This window comes from Terasakiella sp. 4MB5A, assembly GCF_050058155.1.
Lineage (GTDB): Bacteria > Pseudomonadota > Alphaproteobacteria > Rhodospirillales > Terasakiellaceae > Terasakiella > Terasakiella halodenitrificans.
The window spans coordinates 3,013,582-3,033,696 of the sequence record NZ_CP188815.1 but is presented as its reverse complement, the minus strand read 5'-3'; the positions used below and the strand labels follow the sequence as shown (position 1 = coordinate 3,033,696).

The following is a 20,115-nucleotide window of genomic DNA, read 5'->3' as shown; positions in this document are numbered from 1 at the left end:
CCGTTTGATCGGCGCTCTTTATCTATCTGTAATCAGTGTGAGGGCTTTTTTGATCCGGTCATCTTCTTTGCCAACCAGATCTTTCGCTTTTTCATAGCTGCGGTGCACATCAATCATACGTGTCATTTCGATGATCGGTTGTACGTTGGACAGTTCCAATTTACCTTGAATGACATGAGGTTGTTCAACCTGTGTGCCCGGTGTGTTGGAGCTGTACATCGTGCTGGATACTTTGTCTAAAAACTGCGGGTTTTGGAAATTCACGATGCCAAGCTTACCGATTTCACCACCGTCTGTATAAATCTGGCCTGTTCGGCTAATGTCGATACGGCTATCATTGGCCTGAATGGAAATTTGATCGCCTTCCTCGGTTAAAACCGGGTGGCCGTCACTGGTCACAACAATACCTTCATTGTTCAGTTGGAAGTGACCGTTGCGGGTGTAGCGATTGCCTTGTGGTGTTTCAACCACGAAATAGCCATCCCCATGAATAGCAACATCCAAAGAGTTTCCTGTTTCTTCCAGGGTACCTTCGGACAGGTCGCGGTATTGTGAGACGTCGCGTACGAACTTGAGCTTGTCGCCCATAATCGCTTCGCCGCCTTTACTGCGCATCAGGAAGTCATCGAACATCATGCTTTCACGTTTGTAAGCGTGGGTATTCATGTTGGCGATGTTGTTTGCCACAGAAGTCATTTCACGGCGCAATGTAGTCTGTCTGGACAGTGCGATGAGTAATGTATTTTCCATTTGGCTAAGCCTCTAAACTTTTTTCGCTCTAGGTGGTGCGACATTTTGCCGCGTTGTTGCCAAAGGTATATGCACGCACTGTGCCAATTATAAAAAATATTTAAATACAATACTTTAAAAGTTATTTGTGGAGGGGCCTATTCAAAAATTGCCGGATAGGGTTGCGGGTGTACGGCAATAAATGCCTTGTTGTGAACGTATAAATGTGTCGGCATTTTTGTGTTTTTTTGCGTAAGGTAAAAAAACGGATTAAACCAGTTGTTAACTACTTGCTTATTATGGTGTAAATAAGGGTAGCTTCACGAGACTGCTATGCTCATCTTTAAAGGGAGTATCAGTTGAAAGGCTGAAGCAGATGGAATTTGAATCGAAGTGAGTGAACGATATGGCTGATGACGATCTCGACGACGACATGGGTGACGACGACGATCTGGACGGTAGCGAAGAAGGCGGCTCGGGCGGCGGTAAGAAAAAAATATTGCTCCTTGCCATTCCGCTGGTCTTGATTATCGGTGGGGCGGCTGGTGCTTATTTTACCGGCTTGCTTGATCCGTTGCTTGGTGTTGAAGAGACTGCCGAGGGTGAAGGTGGCGAAGGTGGTGAAGCTGCACCTGCCGGGCCGGTTGCATTTACCGATCTGCCTGAAATTCTGGTGAATTTGAATACCACGGGGCGTAAATCCAGCTTTTTGAAAATTCGTGTCAGTCTTGAACTGCCCAATGTGGAAGATGTGGTCAAGGTTGAAGGCGTGCAGGATCGCGTCGTTGATGCCTTTCAGGTCTATTTGCGTGAGTTGCGCGTAGAAGATTTAAAAGGATCAGCGGGGATGTATCGTCTGCGCGAAGAATTGTTGGCGCGTGTAAATGCTGCCGTTGCACCTGTGAAGGTGAATGATGTGCTTTTTAAAGAAATGCTGGTACAATAGAGTATTGGTAGCAGACGAATGATTGATCGAAGTAAAGGACCGTACGCATGACTGTCGCCGACGACGATGGCGAAGATCTCGCCGCCGAATGGGAAGCAGCACTCGGTGATGACGATGACGAGGCCGATGACGATCTCGCCGCCGAATGGGAGTCTATGGTCGGTGATGATGGTGGTGGCGGTGCCGATTTGCTGGGGGCTGTCGGTGGGCGTGAATCTACGCGTGTCCTGAACCAGGACGAGATCGACAGTCTTCTCGGTTTTGATGAAGATCACGACGATGATACGGGGCAGTCCGGTATTCAGGCTATTCTGAATTCGGCGCTGGTTTCTTATGAACGTCTCCCTATGCTGGAGGTCGTATTTGACCGTCTGGTGCGTATGATGTCCACCTCAATGCGGAATTTTACATCCGATAACGTTGAAGTTTCGCTAGATAACATTGTATCTATCCGTTTTGGTGATTATCTGAACTCTATCCCCTTGCCGGCGATGCTGGGTGTCTTTAAGGCAGAAGAATGGGATAACTTCGGTCTGCTGACGATCGATAGTTCCATGATTTATTCCATCGTGGACGTTTTGTTGGGTGGACGTCGCGGAACGGCCGCCATGCGAATTGAAGGCCGTCCTTATACCACCATTGAACGCAACTTGGTGGAACGGATGGTACATGTTGTTTTGAACGACTTGTCCGCTGCGTTTGATCCGCTGAGCCCGGTCACGTTCCGTTTTGATCGTTTGGAAACCAATCCGCGCTTTGCGACGATTTCACGGCCCAGCAACGCGGCCATTGTTGCCAAGCTGCGTATTGATATGGAAGATCGTGGTGGGCGCGTGGAAATGCTGCTGCCCTATGCGACTTTGGAACCTGTTCGTGAACTTCTGTTACAGATGTTCATGGGGGAAAAGTTCGGACGCGATAGTATTTGGGAAACACACTTGGCACGTGAGCTTTGGCAAACGGATGTGGATCTTGAAGCTGTGCTTGATGAACAATATATGGAATTGACCGATATTATTAATTTAAAAATTGGTTCACAGATCATGTTTAATGCCACCCCGGATTCAGACGTTGAAATTCGTTGTGGCGGTGTATCCATGTATGTGGGTAAAATGGGTCGTAAAGGTAACAATATCGCCGTGCGTATCGACGACGAAATTACGAAGACGAAAGGATAAGCCTGTGCCGTTTGCCTTGCTCTTGGACATTTTGATTGCGATCTTGCTGATTGCGACCATTGCTTATGCGGTCATGTTGAACCGTCGCCTTTCACAGTTGCGTCAGGACCAATCCGAATTGGAGACGCTTGCCAATCAGTTTAATGATGCGACTTTGCGTGCTGAAGAAAGTATCCATAAACTGACCGGATCCGCCGATGATATGAAGCGGGACGTGCAGGATACGTTGCGTAAAGCCGAAGCCTTGCGCGATGATCTGAATTTCCTGATTGAACGTGCTGGTGTGTCGGCGGATAAACTTGAAGAAAAAGTCCGTAATAACCGTCCTGAGCCGCCAGCCTATTCCGGGAAAAAAGTAAAAGATACGGTTGTCCCTTCAGGCAAGGAAAAACCTCAAGCGCCTGTACAACAGGCGGAAAAAGAGGATGAAGAAGAATTTAAACCGAAAACAGATGCTGAACGGGAGCTTTTGAAAGCTCTTGAATCGGTACGCTGAAGGCCGGGAGATAATAAATGATGACCTTCCTGAATAGATTGAGAGTCCTGCCGGTTACGATTTTTGTGGCCGTGTTTTTATTGACGATTAAGGTCAATGCGATCTGGGAAGGGGTCGGCGATTGGATGGGGGCTGTAAGCGTTACCCAGGCCGGGGCCGAACAAAAAGCGGCGCAGGATCGCCCGAAAGAAGCCAAAGATATTTTGAAGGACCGCCATCCGGCGCCACCGCGCGTTTTGGAATTGGCGCAGGCCAATACTGAAGAATTGAGTGACGAAGAAAAAAAGGCAATGGCGGAAGAGGATGCGGCTATCGCAGCGGAGGAAGCTGCCAATAGTCAGCGCGATACCGGGATCGGTGATGATCCGACGTTCTATACGCAGGCCGAGGTGGATTTGCTGCAAAAGTTGGCAGAACGCCGTGAAGAAATTGAAGCCCATGCCCGTGAACTGGATGTTCGCGAAAACCTGTTGAAGGCCGCGGAAGGGCGCATTGATAAAAAAGTTCAGTCGTTGAAGGCCTTGCAGGCAACAATCGAAGATAAAATGATTAAATATGATGAGCAACAAGCCAGTAAGTTGGTAAATTTGGTCAAAATATATGAAAATATGAAGCCTAAGGATGCCGGGCGAATCTTTGAAGAGCTTGAAATGGATGTCCTACTTGAAGTTGCTGAAAAAATGAACAAGCGGCGTCTCGCGCCTATTTTGGCAAAAATGGACCCGAAGAAAGCGCGTGATGTAACAGAAGAACTATTTAAACTACGTAGTTTACCCCAGCCGGGTGAGCTGACTGGGGGGTGATTTACCCCTTTGTGTAAAAAAAAATGAGCTAATGCGTTGGTTTCCCTTTTAAAAAGGTTGCGTCATAGGCTAAGCTCAAGTACTAAATTTAATAGATACCTTTTTTATATGTTTTTTTGGAAAAGGTACAAGCCGATTGAAAAGATACTTTTATCTGGGAGTGGAGTGCTAAATGGCTGTCAATCCTAATATGCCGATCCTTATTGTGGATGATTATAAAACAATGTTGCGTATCATCCGCAACTTGCTGCGTCAGTTGGGTTTCACCAATATTGATGAAGCAACTGATGGAAGTCAGGCGTTACAAAAACTTCGCCAAGCCAATTTTGACTTGATTATCTCCGACTGGAACATGGAACCGATGACGGGCCTGCAATTGCTGCGCGAAGTCCGTGCCGATGCGAAGTTGAAGCACATTCCGTTCATCATGGTGACTGCGGAAAGTAAGTCTGAGAACGTTATCGCAGCGAAGGAAGCCGGTGTATCCAATTACATCGTGAAGCCGTTCAATGCGGAAACGCTTAAAGGTAAAATGGTTAGTGTAATCGGTGATTTCTAAATCATTCGATGTCTAATCATTTCAGGTTTATGGAGCTTTCATGTCAGTTTCTTCTAAAGTAGACCCCGATTTGGGTGCACGTCTTGATGAATTGCGCGACACCTATGGTGATACCGTGCAAATGGAAGAGGTGGTCGAAGTTGTGGACAGTCTTCTTTCAACGATGAAAGGCGATGTTACGTCTGCTGACATGGAACTCTATAACGAGTTGGAATCTCTGGCGGACTATATTCATAGTGCAAAAGCAGAGATTGCCCAGCTTCGCCCCGATGATGTGAAGGAAAAATATCTTTCTTCTGCCAGTGATGAACTGGATGCCATTGTCGAGGCAACTGCGGATGCGACCAACAATATTATGGACGCAACCGAAATTGTTGAAGAGGTCATGGCAGGGTTGGAGCCAGAAATCAGTGATAAGCTGATGGAAGCGACGACTAAAATTTACGAAGCCTGTACTTTTCAAGACATTACAGGACAACGGATTACTAAAGTCGTAAATGCCCTGAAGCATATTGAAGAAAAAATCGACGCCTTGGTCGATGCCTTTGGTTCTGAAATTGAGAAATTTAAAGCTGAGAACCCGGATCCCGATGAGGATACACCTAAGGAAATTACCGACGAAGATTTGCTGGAAGGCCCGCAACTAGAAGGTCAGGGAAGAAGTCAGGAAGACATCGATGCTCTGCTGGCCAGTTTCGATTAACCCATGACATAATAGAAGGCGATGGACCGAATTCAGGTAAACTTTGGTGGGGGCAAAAGACCCGAAAGTGACGCCGGACGGACAATTACGCTTTTTTTGGCGCTTTACCTGCTGATTTTGGCCTTTTTTATCTTGCTTGTGAGTATCTCTTCCACGGAAGAAGTGAAATCGAAAGCGTTGATGGAAAGCCTGACATCGACTTTCTCCTCTGTCCTCCCTCCCCGTATGGATTTAACCGCTTTTAATGCGACGACAGGCGATTTTTTGGCCGCAGATGATTTTCAGCGTCAGGTGACAGGGCTGTTTTCAACCGTTATCGGCGTGGTGAAAGTTGATACCATTCAGCCTGGTCGATTGATGCGAGTTGAAATTGATGGGGATAGCTTGTTTGAGCTGGATAAAGACACTGTCAGAGAAGGCCAATATGGATTTATGGATCGTCTTGTGGCTGCCCTCAGTGCAAATCCTCCAGGTTTACGTTTTGAAATGGAATTCGTTGTCCCTGCCCCTTGGTCCGGCATTCGGACATTGCCGACGAAACAAAGCTTGCCTGTACGTCGTGCGGGTGCTTTTGCCCGTGAATTATTGACACGTGGCGCCCCGCCGGGGTCGGTTTCCATTGGGCTGAAGGGCAGTGATGAAACGACATTGGAAATTTGGTTTCATATCCGCGCCCAAGATGAAAATCGTATTCGGTTTGAAGATTCTCCCTTAATTCAAAGTGAAGTTATAAAACCGACTGTCGTTGAAGACGTACGTCCTGAACCCGTAACTTTGTTACCGCAAAGAAACGTGAATTCCAGTGGAAATGGGGCTGTTGAACTGCCTTTGCCGCTTTTACCTTCTGCTCAGGAAGAAACACCTAATGCAGGGAATGAGAATGCACCGATCTCATTGCGCCCACCACGTTTGGGGGAGGGGGCGCAATGATTAGGCAAGGTAGAAACGTAGGGATGACATCGTTCGGTGTTTCCGGAAAAGAGGAGGGCGAAAAAACGGGTGCGTGGATGGTGACATTCACGGATTTAGTTTCATTGCTTTTAACCTTTTTTGTTATGCTTTTTTCCATGTCTACGGTGCAAATTGATAAATGGGATGCGATTACAGACTCTTTATCAACCACGTTAAATCCAGAAAAAAACGAAACAGTTGCAACAGCGACGGCTGATTACAACATTTCAACTGTTTTTCGACAACGTGCGATAAATTTAGAATATTTGCAGGCCGTATTGGCGGAAAAGGTTGAGAAAGATGATATTCTTGGGCGCTCAATGATCCAGCTTTTAGATGATCGATTGTTGATTTCCCTGCCGGGGGATTTGCTTTTTGCAAGTGGAAGCAAAAACTTAAGTCCGCGCGCGCAAGAAACTATGCTAAAACTTGGCGATGTTTTACGACATGTTAGTAATCAGATTGTTATAACTGGACATACGGACCCAAAACCAGCTGAAGGGCTGGATTATGCGTCCAATTGGGAATTATCGCTTTTTAGGGCTATTGCTGTGGGAAATGCATTAAGAAAGTCTGGCTTCACACAAGATTTCTTGGCATATGGTTATGGGGATAGTGGTTACGGGCAATTGCCTGACATCGCATCCGATAAAAAAGAGGCATTGGCCCGACGTGTAGACATACTGGTTTTACAGACAGGTGTGTTGAAGTAATTAGGTAGTAGGGGACGGAACGGCATTTTGAGACAAGGGCGCTCACTCATAGCCATTATGGCGTTTATGATCGGCATATTTGCCCTTAGCGGACAAGTCTGGGCCGAACGTATTGCTGTGCGTGCCGGAGCGCATCCCGGTTATGGACGTATTGTTTTTAAATGGTCTTTACCGGTTCGCTATGAAGCTGATATTGAGAATGGCGTTTTGAATCTAAGTTTCGGTGAACCTGCCGAAACGTCTTACAACGAAGTTCGCCAAAACTTGAAGAAATATATTTCAAATGTGACACCGTCTAATGGTGGACGTAATATTGCCATCAAGTTGACGGGTGATTATGGCTTGCGTCACTTCTATACAGGCAGTTATTTGGTTGTTGACGTTTTGGGCGAACCTGCACCCGCGCAATCAACTCCAAAACAAGCAAGCGCGCCTGCGCCTCGCCCATCGACCCCGGCACCTATGCCCGTACAAGCGACCCCAGTTCAAACGCAACCTTCTGTCGTTCCGGCGAATGGGCCGTCCATCCGTGTGCGCAAAGGTGAAAAAGGGACCTATACCCGGATTGTATTCGATTGGGCGCAAAAGGTCGGCTATACGATTGGGGATTATCAGGGAAAGGCTGTCGTACAGTTCAATGCACCTGCGAAATATGATCTGTCACGTGCCAAGCGCGGATTGACAGGGCAGGTACGCGGCATTCGCCAAAATGGCAATAATATTGAGTTGGACGTAACAACGGGAGCACGGATTAAAGATTTTTATGTCGGAACAAAAGTTGTCGTTGATGTCTATCGTGATAATTTGGCCAACAAGCCTCAAGCCCCGACAACAGAAGAAATCCAAGTGGCAAAAGCGCCAGCGCCGACCCAGTCCCCCGCACCAGAACCCGTAAAACCACAAGCAGCCCTCAATCCCGCACCTGTTGAAGAACCGGTTGTTGAGGCACCCGCAGAGGCGCCCACACCGCGCGCAGCACCGGTGGAAAAAGTCGCAGCCCCACAAGAATTGGATGAACCGACAACGGATGGCACATCTGCTTTGGCCGCAGCATTTTCTTTACGGTTTGAGTTTGGCGAACCGGTCGCAGCCGCCGCATTTCGTCGTGGTGGAGCTGTGTGGCTGGTGTTTGACAAACAGACCCAGCAAGATTTGAATGCGTTGAAAACGGCGGGGAATGGGGCGATTACACAGATTGAACAAATTGCTATTCCCCGGGCGACTGTTTTACGTATGGTAACAGCCGAAGGATTTAATCCACGCCCCAAGCGGGAAGGTTTGGCATGGGTGTTTGATTTTGGTAAATTGCCGTTGTTGGCATCGCAAGAAATTGAAGTTCAACCACAACCTCATTCACCGGCAGGATCGCGCCTGTTTATGTCTGTGCAAGAAGGCGGTTTGCCGGTACCTGTTCAGGACCCGGCAATTGGAGATAACCTGGTTGTCGTTCCGGTAATCCCATTGGGACATGGTGTGAATACAGCGCGTAATTATCCGCAGTTTGAATTGCTGGCAAGTGCGCAAGGCGCGGTTTATCGACCGTTCAGTGATGATCTACGTATTCGCACGTTGAAATCCGGTATTGAAATGACGTCTACCTCCAGCTTGAAATTATCTGATACAGGTAAAAAGGCTGTGGCACAGGCAAAGCTGGGCGGATTGCGCGGTGTCAGTCGTCTGTTCGATTTTGATAAATGGAAAATCGGCGATATGGAGGGGTACCGTGTCAACCGTCAGGATCTTGAAAAAGCGGTTGCCGGCCTGAAAGGTCCGCGTCGAGATATTGCCCGCACGAAATTAGCGCAATATTATCTTGCCCATGCAATGGGACCGGAAGCTTTGGGTGTGCTGAATGTTATGGCAAAATCGGATCCTGAAAAAGAAAAGGACCCTGAATTTAGAGCTATGCGTGGTGTCGCAAGTTATGTGATGGGGCGCTTGAATGATGCGGCAAAAGATCTTGAAGGTGATGAAGTTGCCGCCAAGGATGAAGGGGCGTTCTGGCAAGCGGCGGTGACGGCTGCTGGGGGGGATTTCAGCGAAAGTGCATTTGCTTTGAAACGTTTGGGTGGTGTGATCCGAAATTATCCGCCCCGTCTTAAATTCCCGCTTGCTTTGTTATTGACGGAAGCGGCCTTGTCGAGCGGAGATGTTCGTCAGGCTGAATCTTACCTTGAAGTTCTTGAATCAGAACAATTGAATAATCGTCAAGTTGATGCGGTAAAATATCTGCGCGGACGCACGAAAGAAATCAGCGGTGATCCTGACGGAGCTGTCGTGACGTATGAGCAGGTTGAAAATGGTAATCACCGTCCGTCACGGGCACGCGCAGCCCTGTCCAAGTCCGAGTTGTTATATAAAAACGAACGGATTGATGCCAAACAGTTGATTGAGGCATTGGAGAAACTGCGTTTTGCATGGCGTGGGGATGATTTTGAATTCAAGTTGTTGCGACGGTTAGGCGATTTGTATGTTCAAACCGGAAATTATCGGGACGGCCTGCGCACATTACGCCAAGCGGCAACCTATTTCCGTGAACATCCACAGGCAGAAGCCGTGACGCAGGAAATGATCCGTATCTTTGAAGAGTTATACCTTGAAAGTAAGGCGGATGAGTTACCGCCGGTGACCGCTATTGCTCTTTATGATGAATTCCGCGAATTGACGCCCGCCGGGGAAAAAGGTGACGAGATGATCCGCAAGTTGGCTGATCGTCTGGCAGCCGTAGATTTGCTGCGTGAAGCGGCAGAGTTATTGGAAAATCAGGTTCAGTTCCGTTTAAGCGGACAGCAAAAAGCGCAAGTCGGCACGCGTTTGACAGTGGTGTATTTGGCGGCAGGCAACCCAAAACGTGCCATACGGGCGCTTAAGAAAAGTGCGCAACCGTCCATGACTGCGGAAGAGATCGTTCAACGTCGTCATTTGGAAGCGCGTGCCCTCATTGATATGGGGGAAACGGATCAGGCATTGAAATTGTTGGATGATGCCGAAGATGAAACGGTTGCTGCTGATATTTTGCGCTCAGAAGTTTATTGGAATGCATCAGATTGGCGCAACTCGGCTGTGACGATTAAACGCCTTGCTTTGGCAAAAGGCGCACGTCGTGCCAAGCCATTGGATGAGGAACAAGCCCGTTTAATTTTGAATTTGGCGGTCGCTTATACGTTGGGTGCGAATGAGCGTGGGGTTGCGCGTATCCGTGCGGATTACGGTGCGGCGATGGAACAGACGACTCTACGTGATGCTTTCCGTCTGATTGCCTCGCGTGAAAATGCAGGGATGCTGGATCCACGTACAATTACCCAATTGGTGAAACCGGCAGAAAACTTCTCCAGCTTTATGGCGCAATATCAGGAACGGCTGAAAGCAGGGCAACTCAGTGCTATCAATTGATCCAATGACTTGGCAGATGTTGTCTCTGAAAAAACGTAAAAGCAACGCTGTTTCGAAAAAAATAAATAAAGTTGAAAATTTAACTTGTGTTTGCCTCTAATCTCAGGCAAACACTGCGTCCTTATCCGCATATAAGTTTTTGCGGATCATCTATCTACTGGTTTGGAAAGGGTTTGGAATGGCAAAGACTGCTGCTCTTGCCGAACTGGGGATGGACTCGGTACAAGTACCGGGCGAGACCCAGATCCGCGAAAATGTTGGTCAACAATCCGGCTTTGCTGTGATTGAAAACAACAAAGACTATTTCATCGAACGCAATGGCATCCGCTACGCAGGAACTCACCTGCTGATCGATTTGTGGGGTGCCAGCAAGTTGGATGATATTAATTTGATCGAACGTACCTTGCGTGCGGGTGCTGATGAGGCCGGTGCAACAATTTTGCATTGCCACTTGCATCACTTTGAACCCAACGGTGGCGTGTCCGGCGTTTTGGTTTTGGCTGAGTCTCATATTTCGATTCATACATGGCCGGAAGCGTCTTTTGCGGCGCTTGATGTGTTTATGTGTGGCGATTGTGATCCGCATAAGGCAATTCCGTTCTTACAGGATGCTTTCAGCCCGAACCGTATTGACGTGGACGAGCAACTGCGAGGCAAGGACGTATGAGCCGCTGGATTGGCGAAACGCTCTATCCGTTCTATCAGCAACGCTTTAGTGCAACGGAAGTTCTGTTTGAAGAAAAGACAGAACACCAAGACCTTGTGATTTTCGAGAACGATTTTTTTGGTCGTGTCATGTTGTTGGATGGGGTAACCCAGACAACAGACCGTGATGAATTTGTGTATCACGAGATGATCTCTCATGTGCCGATTTTCGCTCATGGAAATGTCAAAAAGGTCTTAATCATCGGTGGTGGTGATGGTGGCGTGTTGCGTGAAGTTCTGCGTCATAAAGACATCGAATGCACGATGGTGGAAATTGATGCCTCTGTGGTGGAAATGTCTAAAAAATATTTCCCGGAACATAGTGACGGTGCATTCGATGATCCGCGCTGTAATCTGATCATCGCGGACGGCTTGAAATTTGTCAAAGAAACGCAAGACCGTTTCGATGTGGTTATTGTCGATTCAACCGACCCGATTGGGCCGGGGGAAGTTCTCTTCACCAGTGAATTCTACAAGGATTGTCATGATTGCCTGACAGAAGGCGGTATCCTTGTGACGCAAAATGGTGTGCCGTTCTTCCAAGAAGACGAGGTAACGACGACACAAGGCCGTATGGCCCCTCATTTTAAAGATATGTCTTTTTATGTGGTGGCTGTGCCGACCTATATCGGTGGTTTTATGACCTTGGCATGGGCAACGGATGATGTGAACAAGCGTCAACAGTCTGTTGCGGATATTCAGTCGCGTTTTGAACAAGCTGGTTTTGAAACCAATTATTATACACCGGGTGTACATGTTGGGGCTTTTTCTTTACCGCGTTATATCGAAAAGCTACTGAAATAAAATAAAGTTTCAGAGAATTGTATTTTTAAAAAAGCGGCCTTTCATTGTGATGAAGGGCCGCTTTTTTCATTCCAATATGCCGGTGCCGAAACTTTTCACCAAGGACCCGACCAGCATATACCAGCCATCGACTAGCACGAAGAAGATGATCTTAAAGGGCAGGGCGATAATAACCGGTGGTAACATCATCATCCCCATAGACATCAGCACGGATGCAACGATCATATCAATGACCAGAAAGGGGATAAACAACAGGAAACCAATTTCAAAGGCGCGGCGGATCTCAGAAATCATAAAGGCGGGAACCAACGCTTTTAAGGGAACATCATCGGCTTTGACATTTATGTCTTCTTGGGCAATCCCCATAAACAGGTCCAAATCCTTGCTGCGCACATGTTGCATCATAAAACGTTGGAAAGGCAGGACCGTTTTTTCGAATGCGGTGATTTCTTCGAGGTCGCCATCCATATAGGGTTTGATCCCTTGTTGATAGGCGGCATCAAAGGTGGGCATCATGATGAAAAAGGTTAAGAAAAGCGCAAGAGAAACCATTACCTGGTTGGGCGGGGCCTGCTGGGTCCCCATTGCGGTTCGAAGAAAACCAAAAACAATAATCAGGCGCGTGAAGGAGGTCACCATGATCAGGATGCTGGGGGCCAGTGACAGAACGGTTGTCAGGGCGATTAACTGAATGATTCGCGATGTGGTACTTTCAGGACCGCCGACATTCGGGTCGCCAAAATCAAGGGTGAAGCTTTGGGCAAGAACATCGGAATTGAAGACTGCTAAAATCATAAAGCTGAGGCCAAAGAAAAGGCTGCCGCTTAAGGAGAGTTTCAAAATTTGTTTTTTGGTCATTGCGGGTCCCCTTCATCCATCGTGTTCTCGTTTGTGATGTGTGAAGTTGCAGCAAGATGTTCGCTGAATTTTAAGTCGTCTGCCATGATGTTTGTTTCAACAACCAGATCGGTTGTGCCGCCGATAAGCAGAAGGTGTTCGCGTTCGTCACGTTTTACAAGGACGAGGCGGCGTTTACCGTCTATCGGCATGATTTCAGAAATGCCCAGACGTTTCTTCGCTGTTCTAGGAACATTGCGATAGCCCATCCCATAACGTTTGGCAATAAAGGCCAGAATGCCGATGAGCGAGATAACAAAGGCCAATGCGAACACAAATCGCAAATAATCGGAAATTTCCATCGTTTATGTCTGTGCCTTGTCTATCTTATGTTTCATTGTCGTCGTCATTGATTTCTTGCGCCATAAGAGGATTGACACGTCCGCCTGTGAACTTCAAGCGTTCTGTTAATGCGTCATGTTGAAGGGTGATATCTTTTTCCAGACGTTCCACTGCCTCAAATAAGGTGTTCAGGTCTGTAAGATAACTGCGCGCCTCCGCCTGCGGACACATTTGGAGATCCTGACACAGGTGGGTGATGTGGCCTTGAAGTGCTGCGATATCTACCATTTTTCCGTCATAGATCAAACGTTCCGCTGCCTTAATAAAAGAGAGGATTTGTTCAATCTTATTTTTAATATCACGCACCGTTTCAGTCATTACGTTTTTTCGGTTTTTGAGTTGAAGTGGGTTTATCTTGAGGTTTTCCAAGGGGAACGTCAATGCCGGGCATTGGTTGACGATTGGCTTGATAAACATATGTCAGAATTTCTGCAACGGCACTGAACGCCTCGACCGGGATCTCACGGCCCACATCTAAGAGGCTGAGGATTTGCGCAAGATCGGCATCTTCACGTACTTTAACGCCCTCATCAAAGGCGATTTGTAAAATTTGTTCAGCAACAGCTCCGCGCCCGGAAGCCACAATTTCCGGTGCTTTGCCTTCAACACCTTCATAGGAAAGCGCAACCGCAATCTGGTTGGGGTTAAAGGGTTTTGCAGGTTTGTTTTTGGGCTCGTTCACGTCGGGATCCAATGGTGGTTTCTGACGAGAGTATCCTATTTCAAACTGTTTTAAAAAACCTTAAGGCAAGTGTTTGAATAAAAAGGCTGACATAAGGCTTTACTATTTGTTAATATGGGTATTGCATAGTAGAACTGTGCCCGTGGGTATAAAATAATGGGCACGATTTGACGATGTACTGATTTTTGTTCTTGGGAGGTCGAGGGCACAATTCAGGTTAGGAGTTCGAAATGGACTTAGGCAAAATGTCGTTGTTCGCTGTTTTAAAAAAGCGAATGGACTACATTGGTAACAGGCAGGAAGTATTGGCAGAAAATATTGCTAATGCGGATACGCCTAAATATATCGCCAAGGATTTGAAGCCGTTCAATTTTAAAGATTTGATGCGGCGTCAGGCGATGCACGTCAGCCCGGTTGGAACCGACTCGAAACATATCGGGACGGAACCTGCACGTATGCGTGAATATGCGGTGGATGATCCCAAGCCTTATGAATCGACGATTAACGGCAACCAGGTTGTTCTGGAAGAACAGATGACCAAAATGTCGGAGTCGCAAGTCGATCACGAACTGACCACGGAAGTTTATAAAAAGAATATGCGGCTTTTTAAAATTGCCTTAGGCAAGCAGTAGGTTGTTTTTGTTTTTCTGTTGGATGAGAGTCAAAGAGGTATAGAGGTTCACTATGGATGACCTTTTTAAAAGTATGCGGATTTCTACGGCTGGTATGAAAGTACAGGGCGCACGGTTGCGTGTTATTTCTGAAAACGTTGCCAACGCGGATTCCTTGCCAACGAAACCGGGTGAAATCCCTTATCGTCGCAAAAAAATTCTGTTTAAAAACGAGCTTGATAAAGAGATGGACGTGAACCTTGTACACGTTCATAAGGTCAAGGAAGACAGTAAGGCGAATTTTAAGAAATTTTTTGATCCGGCACATCCGGCAGCGGATGAGAACGGATATGTTTTACGCCCCAATGTCAGCTCGTTGATCGAAATGATGGATATGCGTGAGGCGCAACGTTCCTATGAAGCGAACGTGAATACGATTAAGGCCAGTAAAAAGATGCTGCAACAAAGCATCGGTATTTTGCGTTAGAGCATTTGAGTTTGCCTTAGCTCACTTGAAATGCTCTAACTCATGGGTTGAACGCAAATACGTCGTCGCAGGTTTAAGTCAACCTGCTTGGGATTTGCTCTAGGTTTGGAAAAGGACAAAGGTAAATGGCTGACAATATGATGGCATCTGCGGCGGCTGCCTATGCCCGCCAAGCGGACACAATCAATAAGCTTCCATCGTTGAATGAGACGAAAGAAGCCGGTGGTGAAGACTTTTCGGATTTGTTGAAGCAGGCAGTCCGCGAAGCGGCCGATATCGGTTACAAAAGTGAAGTCATGTCTTTGAAAGCTGCGGCGGGGCAAGCGGATGTGAACGAAGTTGTGACGGCTGTGGCTGAAGCAGAAGTCACCTTGCAAGCGGTAACCACTGTGCGTGATAAGGTGATCCAGGCTTATCAAGAAATCATTAAAATGCCGATTTAAGCGATTTGACGAGATGAACGAAATTGGGGTTATAGAAATTGGGCGTCAGGCATTTTGGGTGATCCTGATTACAGGTGGTCCTGTCTTGATGGCTGGTTTGGTTATCGGTCTGTTGATTGCATTGTTTCAGGCCTTAACGTCCATTCAGGAAATGACGCTTGTTTTTGTTCCTAAAATTATTGTGATCTTTATCGCGTTGGTGTTGATGTTACCCTATATGATTAATCACATGATGGATTTTGGGGAAGAAATTTTCGACAAGATCATCGCCCTTGGGTAAAGGGCGTTTTTTATGTTAAGCGACATCTTTACTTTTAATATTTTTCATTTCGGATTGATTTTTGCGCGTATGAGCGGCGCGTTTATTGTTATGCCCGGGATCAGCGCGAGTTTTGTATCAACACGCATCCGGCTTATGTTTGCTTTAATGTTGGCGCTAATACTTGTGCCCGTTGTTTCCAATAATTTTCCACCCTTTCCTATTCATCCGCTGGAACTGCTTATGTTATTGGGGGGAGAAATCTTAATTGGTTTTTTCTTTGGGGCGTTGATGATGATTATGTTGAGCGCGATGCAAGTTCTGGGGATGATTATTGCTTTTGTTGCGTCGCTGTCTAACGCCTTTTCTTTTGATGCGGTTTCTCAATCGCAAAGTTCAGTTATTTCAACTTTTTTTGTGAACCTTGCGATGGTCACTATTTTTGTCACCGATCTGCATCACTTGATGTTATCTGCGGTGGTTGATAGTTATACATTGTTTGTGCCCGGTCAGTTGCCGCCGATTGGTGATTTTGCGGAATTTATGTCGCGAACAGTGGCAGGTTCTTTTAAAATTGGTGTTGAACTGGCGGCTCCTTTTATCTTGTTATCGTTTGGGTTTCAGCTTGCTATGGGCTTGATTAGTCGATTAAACCCGCAATTCCAAATTTATTTCGTTGCGATGCCTGCACAGATTATGGTGACGATTGTTATGCTTATGTTTACGATTTCAGCCATTATGATGGTATTCTTACAGTATTATCAAAAAGGCCTTATCGGTTTTTTAGAACCGTAAGAGCCATTGAGAGGATCGCATGGCTGAAGAAGACGACGCTTCAAAAACGGAAGAACCGACGGATAAAAAGCTTTCGAAGGCACGCGACGAAGGTCAGGTTTCGCAATCTCAGGAGATTAAAAGCTGGGCGTCCTTTTTTGCCGCAGCTATTTTTGTGCTGTTTTTAGGGCCTATCTTTGCAAAAAGTGTTGTTGAGCCGATTGTTTACTTTTGGCGCGATGGGTATCAATTATCCCTTGATCGTAATTCTTTAGGTGTGATGTTTGAACGATTGGTCGGCGATATGGGGTTGCGCGTTTTACCGCTGCTGTTTGTTTTTATGATAACGGCTGTTATGTCAGGCGTGTTCCAAACAGGCCTTATTTGGGCCCCTAAAAAATTACAACCCAAACTATCCAACCTTTCGTTAAAGAAAGGGATGAAAAAGATTGCATCGATGCGGTCTGTGGTCGAACTGATTAAAACCATTTTTAAAATGACGTTGGTCGGTGGTGCGGCCTTTTTGGTTGTTTTACCGATTTACATGAATGTAGAACTGTTACCCGAACACGATATCTTTGCCCTTTTATCCTTAATGTATGATGTTGCTGTTTACATTCTGATTTCGGTTACCGCTTTAATGACGTTGATTGCCGGGCTGGATTTTGCCTATCAACGTTATACTTTCATGAAGCAAATGCGGATGACGAAACAAGAAGTTAAGGATGAACATAAGCAATCAGAAGGGGATCCGCAGATTAAAGCAAAAATTCGTCAACTGCGGATGGAACGGGCGCGCCAACGCATGATGACAGCGGTCCCGGCAGCGGATGTGATTGTGACGAACCCGACCCATTACGCTTGTGCACTGGAATATAAACAGGAATTAATGGGGGCCCCTAAATTGGTGGCGAAGGGCATGGATAATCTTGCTTTTCGTATTCGTGAAGTTGCCGAAGAACATGACGTGCCGATCGTTGAAAACCCTCCTTTGGCACGTGCGCTTTATGCGTCTGTTGAAATTGACGAAGAAATCCCGGCGGAACATTATGCCGCTGTCGCCGAAGTTATTGGTTATGTCATGCGTCTGAAGGGGCAGATGAATTGATGCTGCCGTTGTCTTTTTCCATGCGACTACGTCGTCGATTAAAGCGTGTTATCCGCCAACCCATTAGCTGGGCCGTGGTGGGATGGGTCGCGTTTTTGGTGATGACAATTAACCATTTTTTACTTCAAGCAGACAGTATGATGACATATGTCAGCTTGGTCATTGGGACTGGCTGTGTGGGCATGCTCGGTTGGGCGGTGGGCTCGGCTGGAAATGCTGGAGCCTTTGGTGATTTGCTGCGCCAGGCCATTGATGTTTTACCCGAGGCCCGTTTAATCACAGCGCGGGATGGCTCGACCGTCTATGCCAATCCCGGTTTTAAACGACTGATGCCGGTGATGCCGGGGAAACCTGAGATTACAGGTATGGTGGATTTGCTGGAGGGGGAAGATGCGCAGGCGGAATTTAAACGTCTGCGTGGCAATGCGCGCAATGGGGTTGGTGACTATTGTGAAGTCCCGATCCGCTTAAGGGATGGTACCCGTGAATGGCGTCGCATTTCAGTTGCACCGTTGGGCAAACCTGCGGGCTTTACGTTATGGTTGGTACGTGATGTCAGCGCACGGCGCGAAATGGAAACGGCCCAACGCAAAGAATTTCGCCAGATGTTTGATTTTCTCGATAATTTGCCGGTGGGTTTTTTCAGTTCTGATCAGCAGGGGCGCTTTCGTTTTGTGAACCAAACTTTGGGCGACTGGTTGGGGGTATCCCCTGAAATGGTGCGCGCAACCGGATTGGGCTTGGCAGACTTTGTTCTGGATTTACGGGATGGCCCGAATGGGGTGATGAGCTTGAAAGGCGCAGATGGTCGTCCCTTTGATGTTTATGTGCGCCAAACGGAACTCTATGACGAACAGGGGAATTTTGTACATAACCGTTGCCTTGTGTTGCGTGATGGTATTGAACAAGGACAAATTGCCCAGCCAAGACCGGAACGGAGTTCAAGTAAAGCTTCGCTCGGTTATGATCCGCGTGTGCGCTGGTTGTTTAAGGAAGCACCCGTCGGGATTGCCGTTCTGGATCTGGAACGCAACGTGGTGGATTGCAACCGCGCCTTTTTAAAAATGCTGGGTCGACATCAGGATGCGATTGTCGGTCGCTCGCTTTTTGATCAGATTAAATCGGAATATCACGATGATGCCAGTCGACAGCTTGGCAAAGTCGCGATGGGGACAATGGCTGCGGTGCGCTTTGATGTGCAAATGCCGACAGCACGTGCGCGTATGCTGACCGTCAGCGTTTTTGCAGGCCACATGGAAGATGAAACCGGGCAAATCAGCGGCCTTGTCTTGCATTTTATTGATGCGACTGAACAACGGGATCTGGAACTACAATTTACACAAGCGCAAAAAATGCAGGCAATTGGGCAGTTGGCTGGTGGCGTTGCCCATGACTTTAATAACGTTTTGACTGCGTTGACGGGCTTTTGTGAAATTTTGCTGGAACGCCATCCCAAGGGCGACCCGGATCATCAGGAACTGCAACAAATTTATCAAAGCGGAAACCGGGCAACAGACTTGGTGCGTCAACTGCTTGCTTTCTCACGCAAGCAAACTTTGCGCCCCAAAATTGTGGATATCTCAGAAGTTATTTCCGATCTTTCGGCTATGCTGAACCGTTCGTTGGGGGAAACGGTTGTCTTGCGGATTGATCACGGGCGCGACCTCAAACAAATTCGTGTAGATACGGGGCAGTTGGAACAAGTTATTGTCAATTTGGCGGTGAATGCCGGGCATGCGATGAATGGCGACGGCGAAGTCATGATCCGTACCAATAATGCCACAGTTCATGAACCTGTGGAACAAGCCCATGATATTATGCCGCCGGGCTCGTACGTTTGTATCGAAGTTTCCGATACTGGTTGCGGGATTGCACCGGAAAACTTGACGAAAATTTTTGAACCTTTCTTTACGACCAAGGATGTGGATAAAGGGACGGGTCTGGGGCTGTCGACTGTTTACGGGATTGTCCGCCAAACCGATGGCTATATCTTTGTCGATAGTGTGGTTGGCAAGGGCACGACCTTCTCAATTTACTTCCCGGCTGTGGAAGAAGAAGTTGGGGCGAAAAAAGTTGAGAAAAAACAGCCGGACCTGTTTGATCATGCCGATTTGACCGGGACCGCAACCATCTTGTTGGTGGAAGATGAAGACCCGGTTCGCCTGTTTGGCGCGCGTGCCCTCAGCGCCAAGGGATATGACGTGATTGAAGCGTCCAGTGGCGATATAGCGTGGGATATCTTTAAATCTCAAGCCAATAAGATCGACTTGATTATTACTGATGTGGTTATGCCCGGCATGAAGGGCCCGGACCTCGTTGAACTCGTTCGGACAAGCCAACCGGATATGAAGGTCATTTTCATGTCAGGATATGCCGAAGACGTAATCCCCGACGGGATCGAAAATGACCCGACCATCCATTTCCTGCCCAAACCCTTCAAACTCAAAGACCTCGCCTATAAAGTCAAAGAAGTTCTCGGTGAAGCTTAGAGGTGTTTGCTACATAATACCGCATAATACCGCATAATACCGG

Annotated in this window: 23 protein-coding genes; 18 read left to right on the top strand and 5 right to left on the bottom strand. The window is 47.2% G+C overall.

The window, feature by feature from the left end:
- Nucleotides 1-18: 18 nt before the first annotated feature.
- A complete protein-coding gene (gene flgF / locus ACI0FF_RS14325; RefSeq protein WP_419797468.1) occupies nt 19-750 on the bottom strand; it encodes a flagellar basal-body rod protein FlgF in 732 nt (243 codons plus the stop codon).
- Between the two features lie 385 nt (nt 751-1,135).
- On the opposite strand from flgF, the gene ACI0FF_RS14320 reads away from it, so the two are divergent.
- The 11 genes from ACI0FF_RS14320 to speE all read left to right on the top strand — a co-directional run bounded on the left by ACI0FF_RS14320 (nt 1,136) and on the right by speE (nt 11,980).
- A complete protein-coding gene (locus ACI0FF_RS14320) occupies nt 1,136-1,675 on the top strand; it encodes a flagellar basal body-associated FliL family protein (RefSeq protein ID WP_419797467.1) in 540 nt (179 codons plus the stop codon).
- Between the two features lie 47 nt (nt 1,676-1,722).
- A complete protein-coding gene (gene fliM / locus ACI0FF_RS14315; RefSeq protein WP_188661770.1) occupies nt 1,723-2,853 on the top strand; it encodes a flagellar motor switch protein FliM in 1,131 nt (376 codons plus the stop codon).
- Between the two features lie 4 nt (nt 2,854-2,857).
- Nucleotides 2,858-3,349, top strand: coding sequence for a DUF6468 domain-containing protein (locus ACI0FF_RS14310; RefSeq protein WP_419797466.1), 492 nt, complete (start codon nt 2,858-2,860; stop codon nt 3,347-3,349).
- Nucleotides 3,350-3,366: 17 nt separating this feature from the next.
- A complete protein-coding gene (locus tag ACI0FF_RS14305) occupies nt 3,367-4,152 on the top strand; it encodes a MotE family protein (RefSeq protein ID WP_419797465.1) in 786 nt (261 codons plus the stop codon).
- Nucleotides 4,153-4,324: 172 nt separating this feature from the next.
- A complete protein-coding gene (locus ACI0FF_RS14300) occupies nt 4,325-4,711 on the top strand; it encodes a chemotaxis response regulator CheY (RefSeq protein ID WP_188661776.1) in 387 nt (128 codons plus the stop codon).
- A 40-nt stretch (nt 4,712-4,751) separates the two neighbouring features.
- The gene (locus ACI0FF_RS14295) at nt 4,752-5,414 is read left to right on the top strand and encodes a protein phosphatase CheZ (RefSeq protein ID WP_419797464.1); all 663 of its coding nucleotides are present in this window, start codon (nt 4,752-4,754) and stop codon (nt 5,412-5,414) included.
- Nucleotides 5,415-5,435: 21 nt separating this feature from the next.
- Nucleotides 5,436-6,344, top strand: a complete 909-nt coding sequence (locus tag ACI0FF_RS14290; RefSeq protein ID WP_419797463.1) for a flagellar motor protein MotB — start codon at nt 5,436-5,438, stop codon at nt 6,342-6,344.
- Entirely contained in the window at nt 6,341-7,078 is a 738-nt protein-coding gene (locus ACI0FF_RS14285) for an OmpA/MotB family protein (protein WP_419797462.1), read from the top strand. The genes ACI0FF_RS14290 and ACI0FF_RS14285 overlap by 4 nt, the downstream gene beginning before the upstream one ends.
- Before the next feature lie 27 nt (nt 7,079-7,105).
- On the top strand, nt 7,106-10,471 hold the full coding sequence (locus ACI0FF_RS14280) for a hypothetical protein (RefSeq protein ID WP_419797461.1): 3,366 nt from the start codon (nt 7,106-7,108) through the stop codon (nt 10,469-10,471).
- 178 nt (nt 10,472-10,649) lie between these two features.
- Nucleotides 10,650-11,138 carry an adenosylmethionine decarboxylase gene (gene speD / locus ACI0FF_RS14275; RefSeq protein WP_419797460.1) on the top strand — a complete coding sequence of 163 codons (489 nt, stop codon included), beginning with the start codon at nt 10,650-10,652 and terminating at the stop codon, nt 11,136-11,138.
- The gene (gene speE / locus ACI0FF_RS14270; RefSeq protein ID WP_419797459.1) at nt 11,135-11,980 is read left to right on the top strand and encodes a polyamine aminopropyltransferase; all 846 of its coding nucleotides are present in this window, start codon (nt 11,135-11,137) and stop codon (nt 11,978-11,980) included. The genes speD and speE overlap by 4 nt, the downstream gene beginning before the upstream one ends.
- Before the next feature lie 66 nt (nt 11,981-12,046).
- On the opposite strand, the gene fliP is transcribed toward speE, so the two are convergent.
- From fliP to ACI0FF_RS14250, 4 genes are read right to left on the bottom strand one after another with little or no spacing between them, the layout of a single operon-like run.
- Nucleotides 12,047-12,838, bottom strand: coding sequence for a flagellar type III secretion system pore protein FliP (fliP, locus tag ACI0FF_RS14265; protein WP_419797458.1), 792 nt, complete (start codon nt 12,836-12,838; stop codon nt 12,047-12,049).
- Nucleotides 12,835-13,179 (bottom strand): FliO/MopB family protein, encoded by a 345-nt coding sequence (locus ACI0FF_RS14260; protein WP_419797457.1) that lies wholly within the window; start codon nt 13,177-13,179, stop codon nt 12,835-12,837. Before ACI0FF_RS14260 ends, fliP begins: the two co-directional genes overlap by 4 nt.
- A gap of 25 nt (nt 13,180-13,204) precedes the next feature.
- On the bottom strand, nt 13,205-13,537 hold the full coding sequence (locus ACI0FF_RS14255) for a hypothetical protein (protein WP_419797456.1): 333 nt from the start codon (nt 13,535-13,537) through the stop codon (nt 13,205-13,207).
- Nucleotides 13,530-13,901, bottom strand: coding sequence for an EscU/YscU/HrcU family type III secretion system export apparatus switch protein (locus tag ACI0FF_RS14250; RefSeq protein ID WP_419797455.1), 372 nt, complete (start codon nt 13,899-13,901; stop codon nt 13,530-13,532). Before ACI0FF_RS14250 ends, ACI0FF_RS14255 begins: the two co-directional genes overlap by 8 nt.
- Nucleotides 13,902-14,131: 230 nt before the next feature.
- Between ACI0FF_RS14250 and flgB the strand changes: the two genes are divergently transcribed.
- The 7 genes from flgB (at nt 14,132) to ACI0FF_RS14215 (ending at nt 20,072) form a co-directional block, all read left to right on the top strand.
- A complete protein-coding gene (gene flgB / locus ACI0FF_RS14245; RefSeq protein WP_188661797.1) occupies nt 14,132-14,533 on the top strand; it encodes a flagellar basal body rod protein FlgB in 402 nt (133 codons plus the stop codon).
- A gap of 52 nt (nt 14,534-14,585) precedes the next feature.
- The gene (gene flgC / locus ACI0FF_RS14240; RefSeq protein ID WP_188661799.1) at nt 14,586-14,999 is read left to right on the top strand and encodes a flagellar basal body rod protein FlgC; all 414 of its coding nucleotides are present in this window, start codon (nt 14,586-14,588) and stop codon (nt 14,997-14,999) included.
- A gap of 125 nt (nt 15,000-15,124) precedes the next feature.
- Nucleotides 15,125-15,442 (top strand): flagellar hook-basal body complex protein FliE, encoded by a 318-nt coding sequence (gene fliE, locus ACI0FF_RS14235; RefSeq protein WP_419797454.1) that lies wholly within the window; start codon nt 15,125-15,127, stop codon nt 15,440-15,442.
- A 13-nt stretch (nt 15,443-15,455) separates the two neighbouring features.
- A complete protein-coding gene (gene fliQ / locus ACI0FF_RS14230) occupies nt 15,456-15,722 on the top strand; it encodes a flagellar biosynthesis protein FliQ (protein ID WP_419797453.1) in 267 nt (88 codons plus the stop codon).
- Nucleotides 15,723-15,734: 12 nt separating this feature from the next.
- Nucleotides 15,735-16,496, top strand: coding sequence for a flagellar biosynthetic protein FliR (locus ACI0FF_RS14225; RefSeq protein WP_419797452.1), 762 nt, complete (start codon nt 15,735-15,737; stop codon nt 16,494-16,496).
- Nucleotides 16,497-16,515: 19 nt separating this feature from the next.
- Entirely contained in the window at nt 16,516-17,583 is a 1,068-nt protein-coding gene (gene flhB, locus ACI0FF_RS14220) for a flagellar biosynthesis protein FlhB (RefSeq protein WP_419797451.1), read from the top strand.
- Complete coding sequence (locus ACI0FF_RS14215; RefSeq protein ID WP_419797450.1) at nt 17,583-20,072, top strand: PAS domain-containing protein; 2,490 nt, start codon at nt 17,583-17,585, stop codon at nt 20,070-20,072. Before flhB ends, ACI0FF_RS14215 begins: the two co-directional genes overlap by 1 nt.
- Nucleotides 20,073-20,115 lie beyond the last annotated feature (43 nt).

Bases quoted from the DNA above. Each gene is read 5' to 3' on its own strand.
- fliP (WP_419797458.1), bottom strand. From the start codon at position 12,838: ATGACCAAAAAACAAATTTTGAAACTCTCCTTAAGCGGCAGCCTTTTC.
- flgC (WP_188661799.1), top strand. From the start codon at position 14,586: ATGGATGACCTTTTTAAAAGTATGCGGATTTCTACGGCTGGTATGAAA.
- fliE (WP_419797454.1), top strand. From the start codon at position 15,125: ATGGCTGACAATATGATGGCATCTGCGGCGGCTGCCTATGCCCGCCAA.
- speD (WP_419797460.1), top strand. From the start codon at position 10,650: ATGGCAAAGACTGCTGCTCTTGCCGAACTGGGGATGGACTCGGTACAA.
- ACI0FF_RS14300 (WP_188661776.1), top strand. From the start codon at position 4,325: ATGGCTGTCAATCCTAATATGCCGATCCTTATTGTGGATGATTATAAA.
- ACI0FF_RS14225 (WP_419797452.1), top strand. From the start codon at position 15,735: ATGTTAAGCGACATCTTTACTTTTAATATTTTTCATTTCGGATTGATT.
- ACI0FF_RS14320 (WP_419797467.1), top strand. From the start codon at position 1,136: ATGGCTGATGACGATCTCGACGACGACATGGGTGACGACGACGATCTG.
- ACI0FF_RS14295 (WP_419797464.1), top strand. From the start codon at position 4,752: ATGTCAGTTTCTTCTAAAGTAGACCCCGATTTGGGTGCACGTCTTGAT.
- ACI0FF_RS14305 (WP_419797465.1), top strand. From the start codon at position 3,367: ATGATGACCTTCCTGAATAGATTGAGAGTCCTGCCGGTTACGATTTTT.
- flgF (WP_419797468.1), bottom strand. From the start codon at position 750: ATGGAAAATACATTACTCATCGCACTGTCCAGACAGACTACATTGCGC.
- speE (WP_419797459.1), top strand. From the start codon at position 11,135: ATGAGCCGCTGGATTGGCGAAACGCTCTATCCGTTCTATCAGCAACGC.
- fliM (WP_188661770.1), top strand. From the start codon at position 1,723: ATGACTGTCGCCGACGACGATGGCGAAGATCTCGCCGCCGAATGGGAA.
- fliQ (WP_419797453.1), top strand. From the start codon at position 15,456: ATGAACGAAATTGGGGTTATAGAAATTGGGCGTCAGGCATTTTGGGTG.
- flgB (WP_188661797.1), top strand. From the start codon at position 14,132: ATGGACTTAGGCAAAATGTCGTTGTTCGCTGTTTTAAAAAAGCGAATG.
- flhB (WP_419797451.1), top strand. From the start codon at position 16,516: ATGGCTGAAGAAGACGACGCTTCAAAAACGGAAGAACCGACGGATAAA.
- ACI0FF_RS14255 (WP_419797456.1), bottom strand. From the start codon at position 13,537: ATGACTGAAACGGTGCGTGATATTAAAAATAAGATTGAACAAATCCTC.
- ACI0FF_RS14260 (WP_419797457.1), bottom strand. From the start codon at position 13,179: ATGGAAATTTCCGATTATTTGCGATTTGTGTTCGCATTGGCCTTTGTT.
- ACI0FF_RS14215 (WP_419797450.1), top strand. From the start codon at position 17,583: ATGCTGCCGTTGTCTTTTTCCATGCGACTACGTCGTCGATTAAAGCGT.
- ACI0FF_RS14285 (WP_419797462.1), top strand. From the start codon at position 6,341: ATGATTAGGCAAGGTAGAAACGTAGGGATGACATCGTTCGGTGTTTCC.
- ACI0FF_RS14290 (WP_419797463.1), top strand. From the start codon at position 5,436: ATGGACCGAATTCAGGTAAACTTTGGTGGGGGCAAAAGACCCGAAAGT.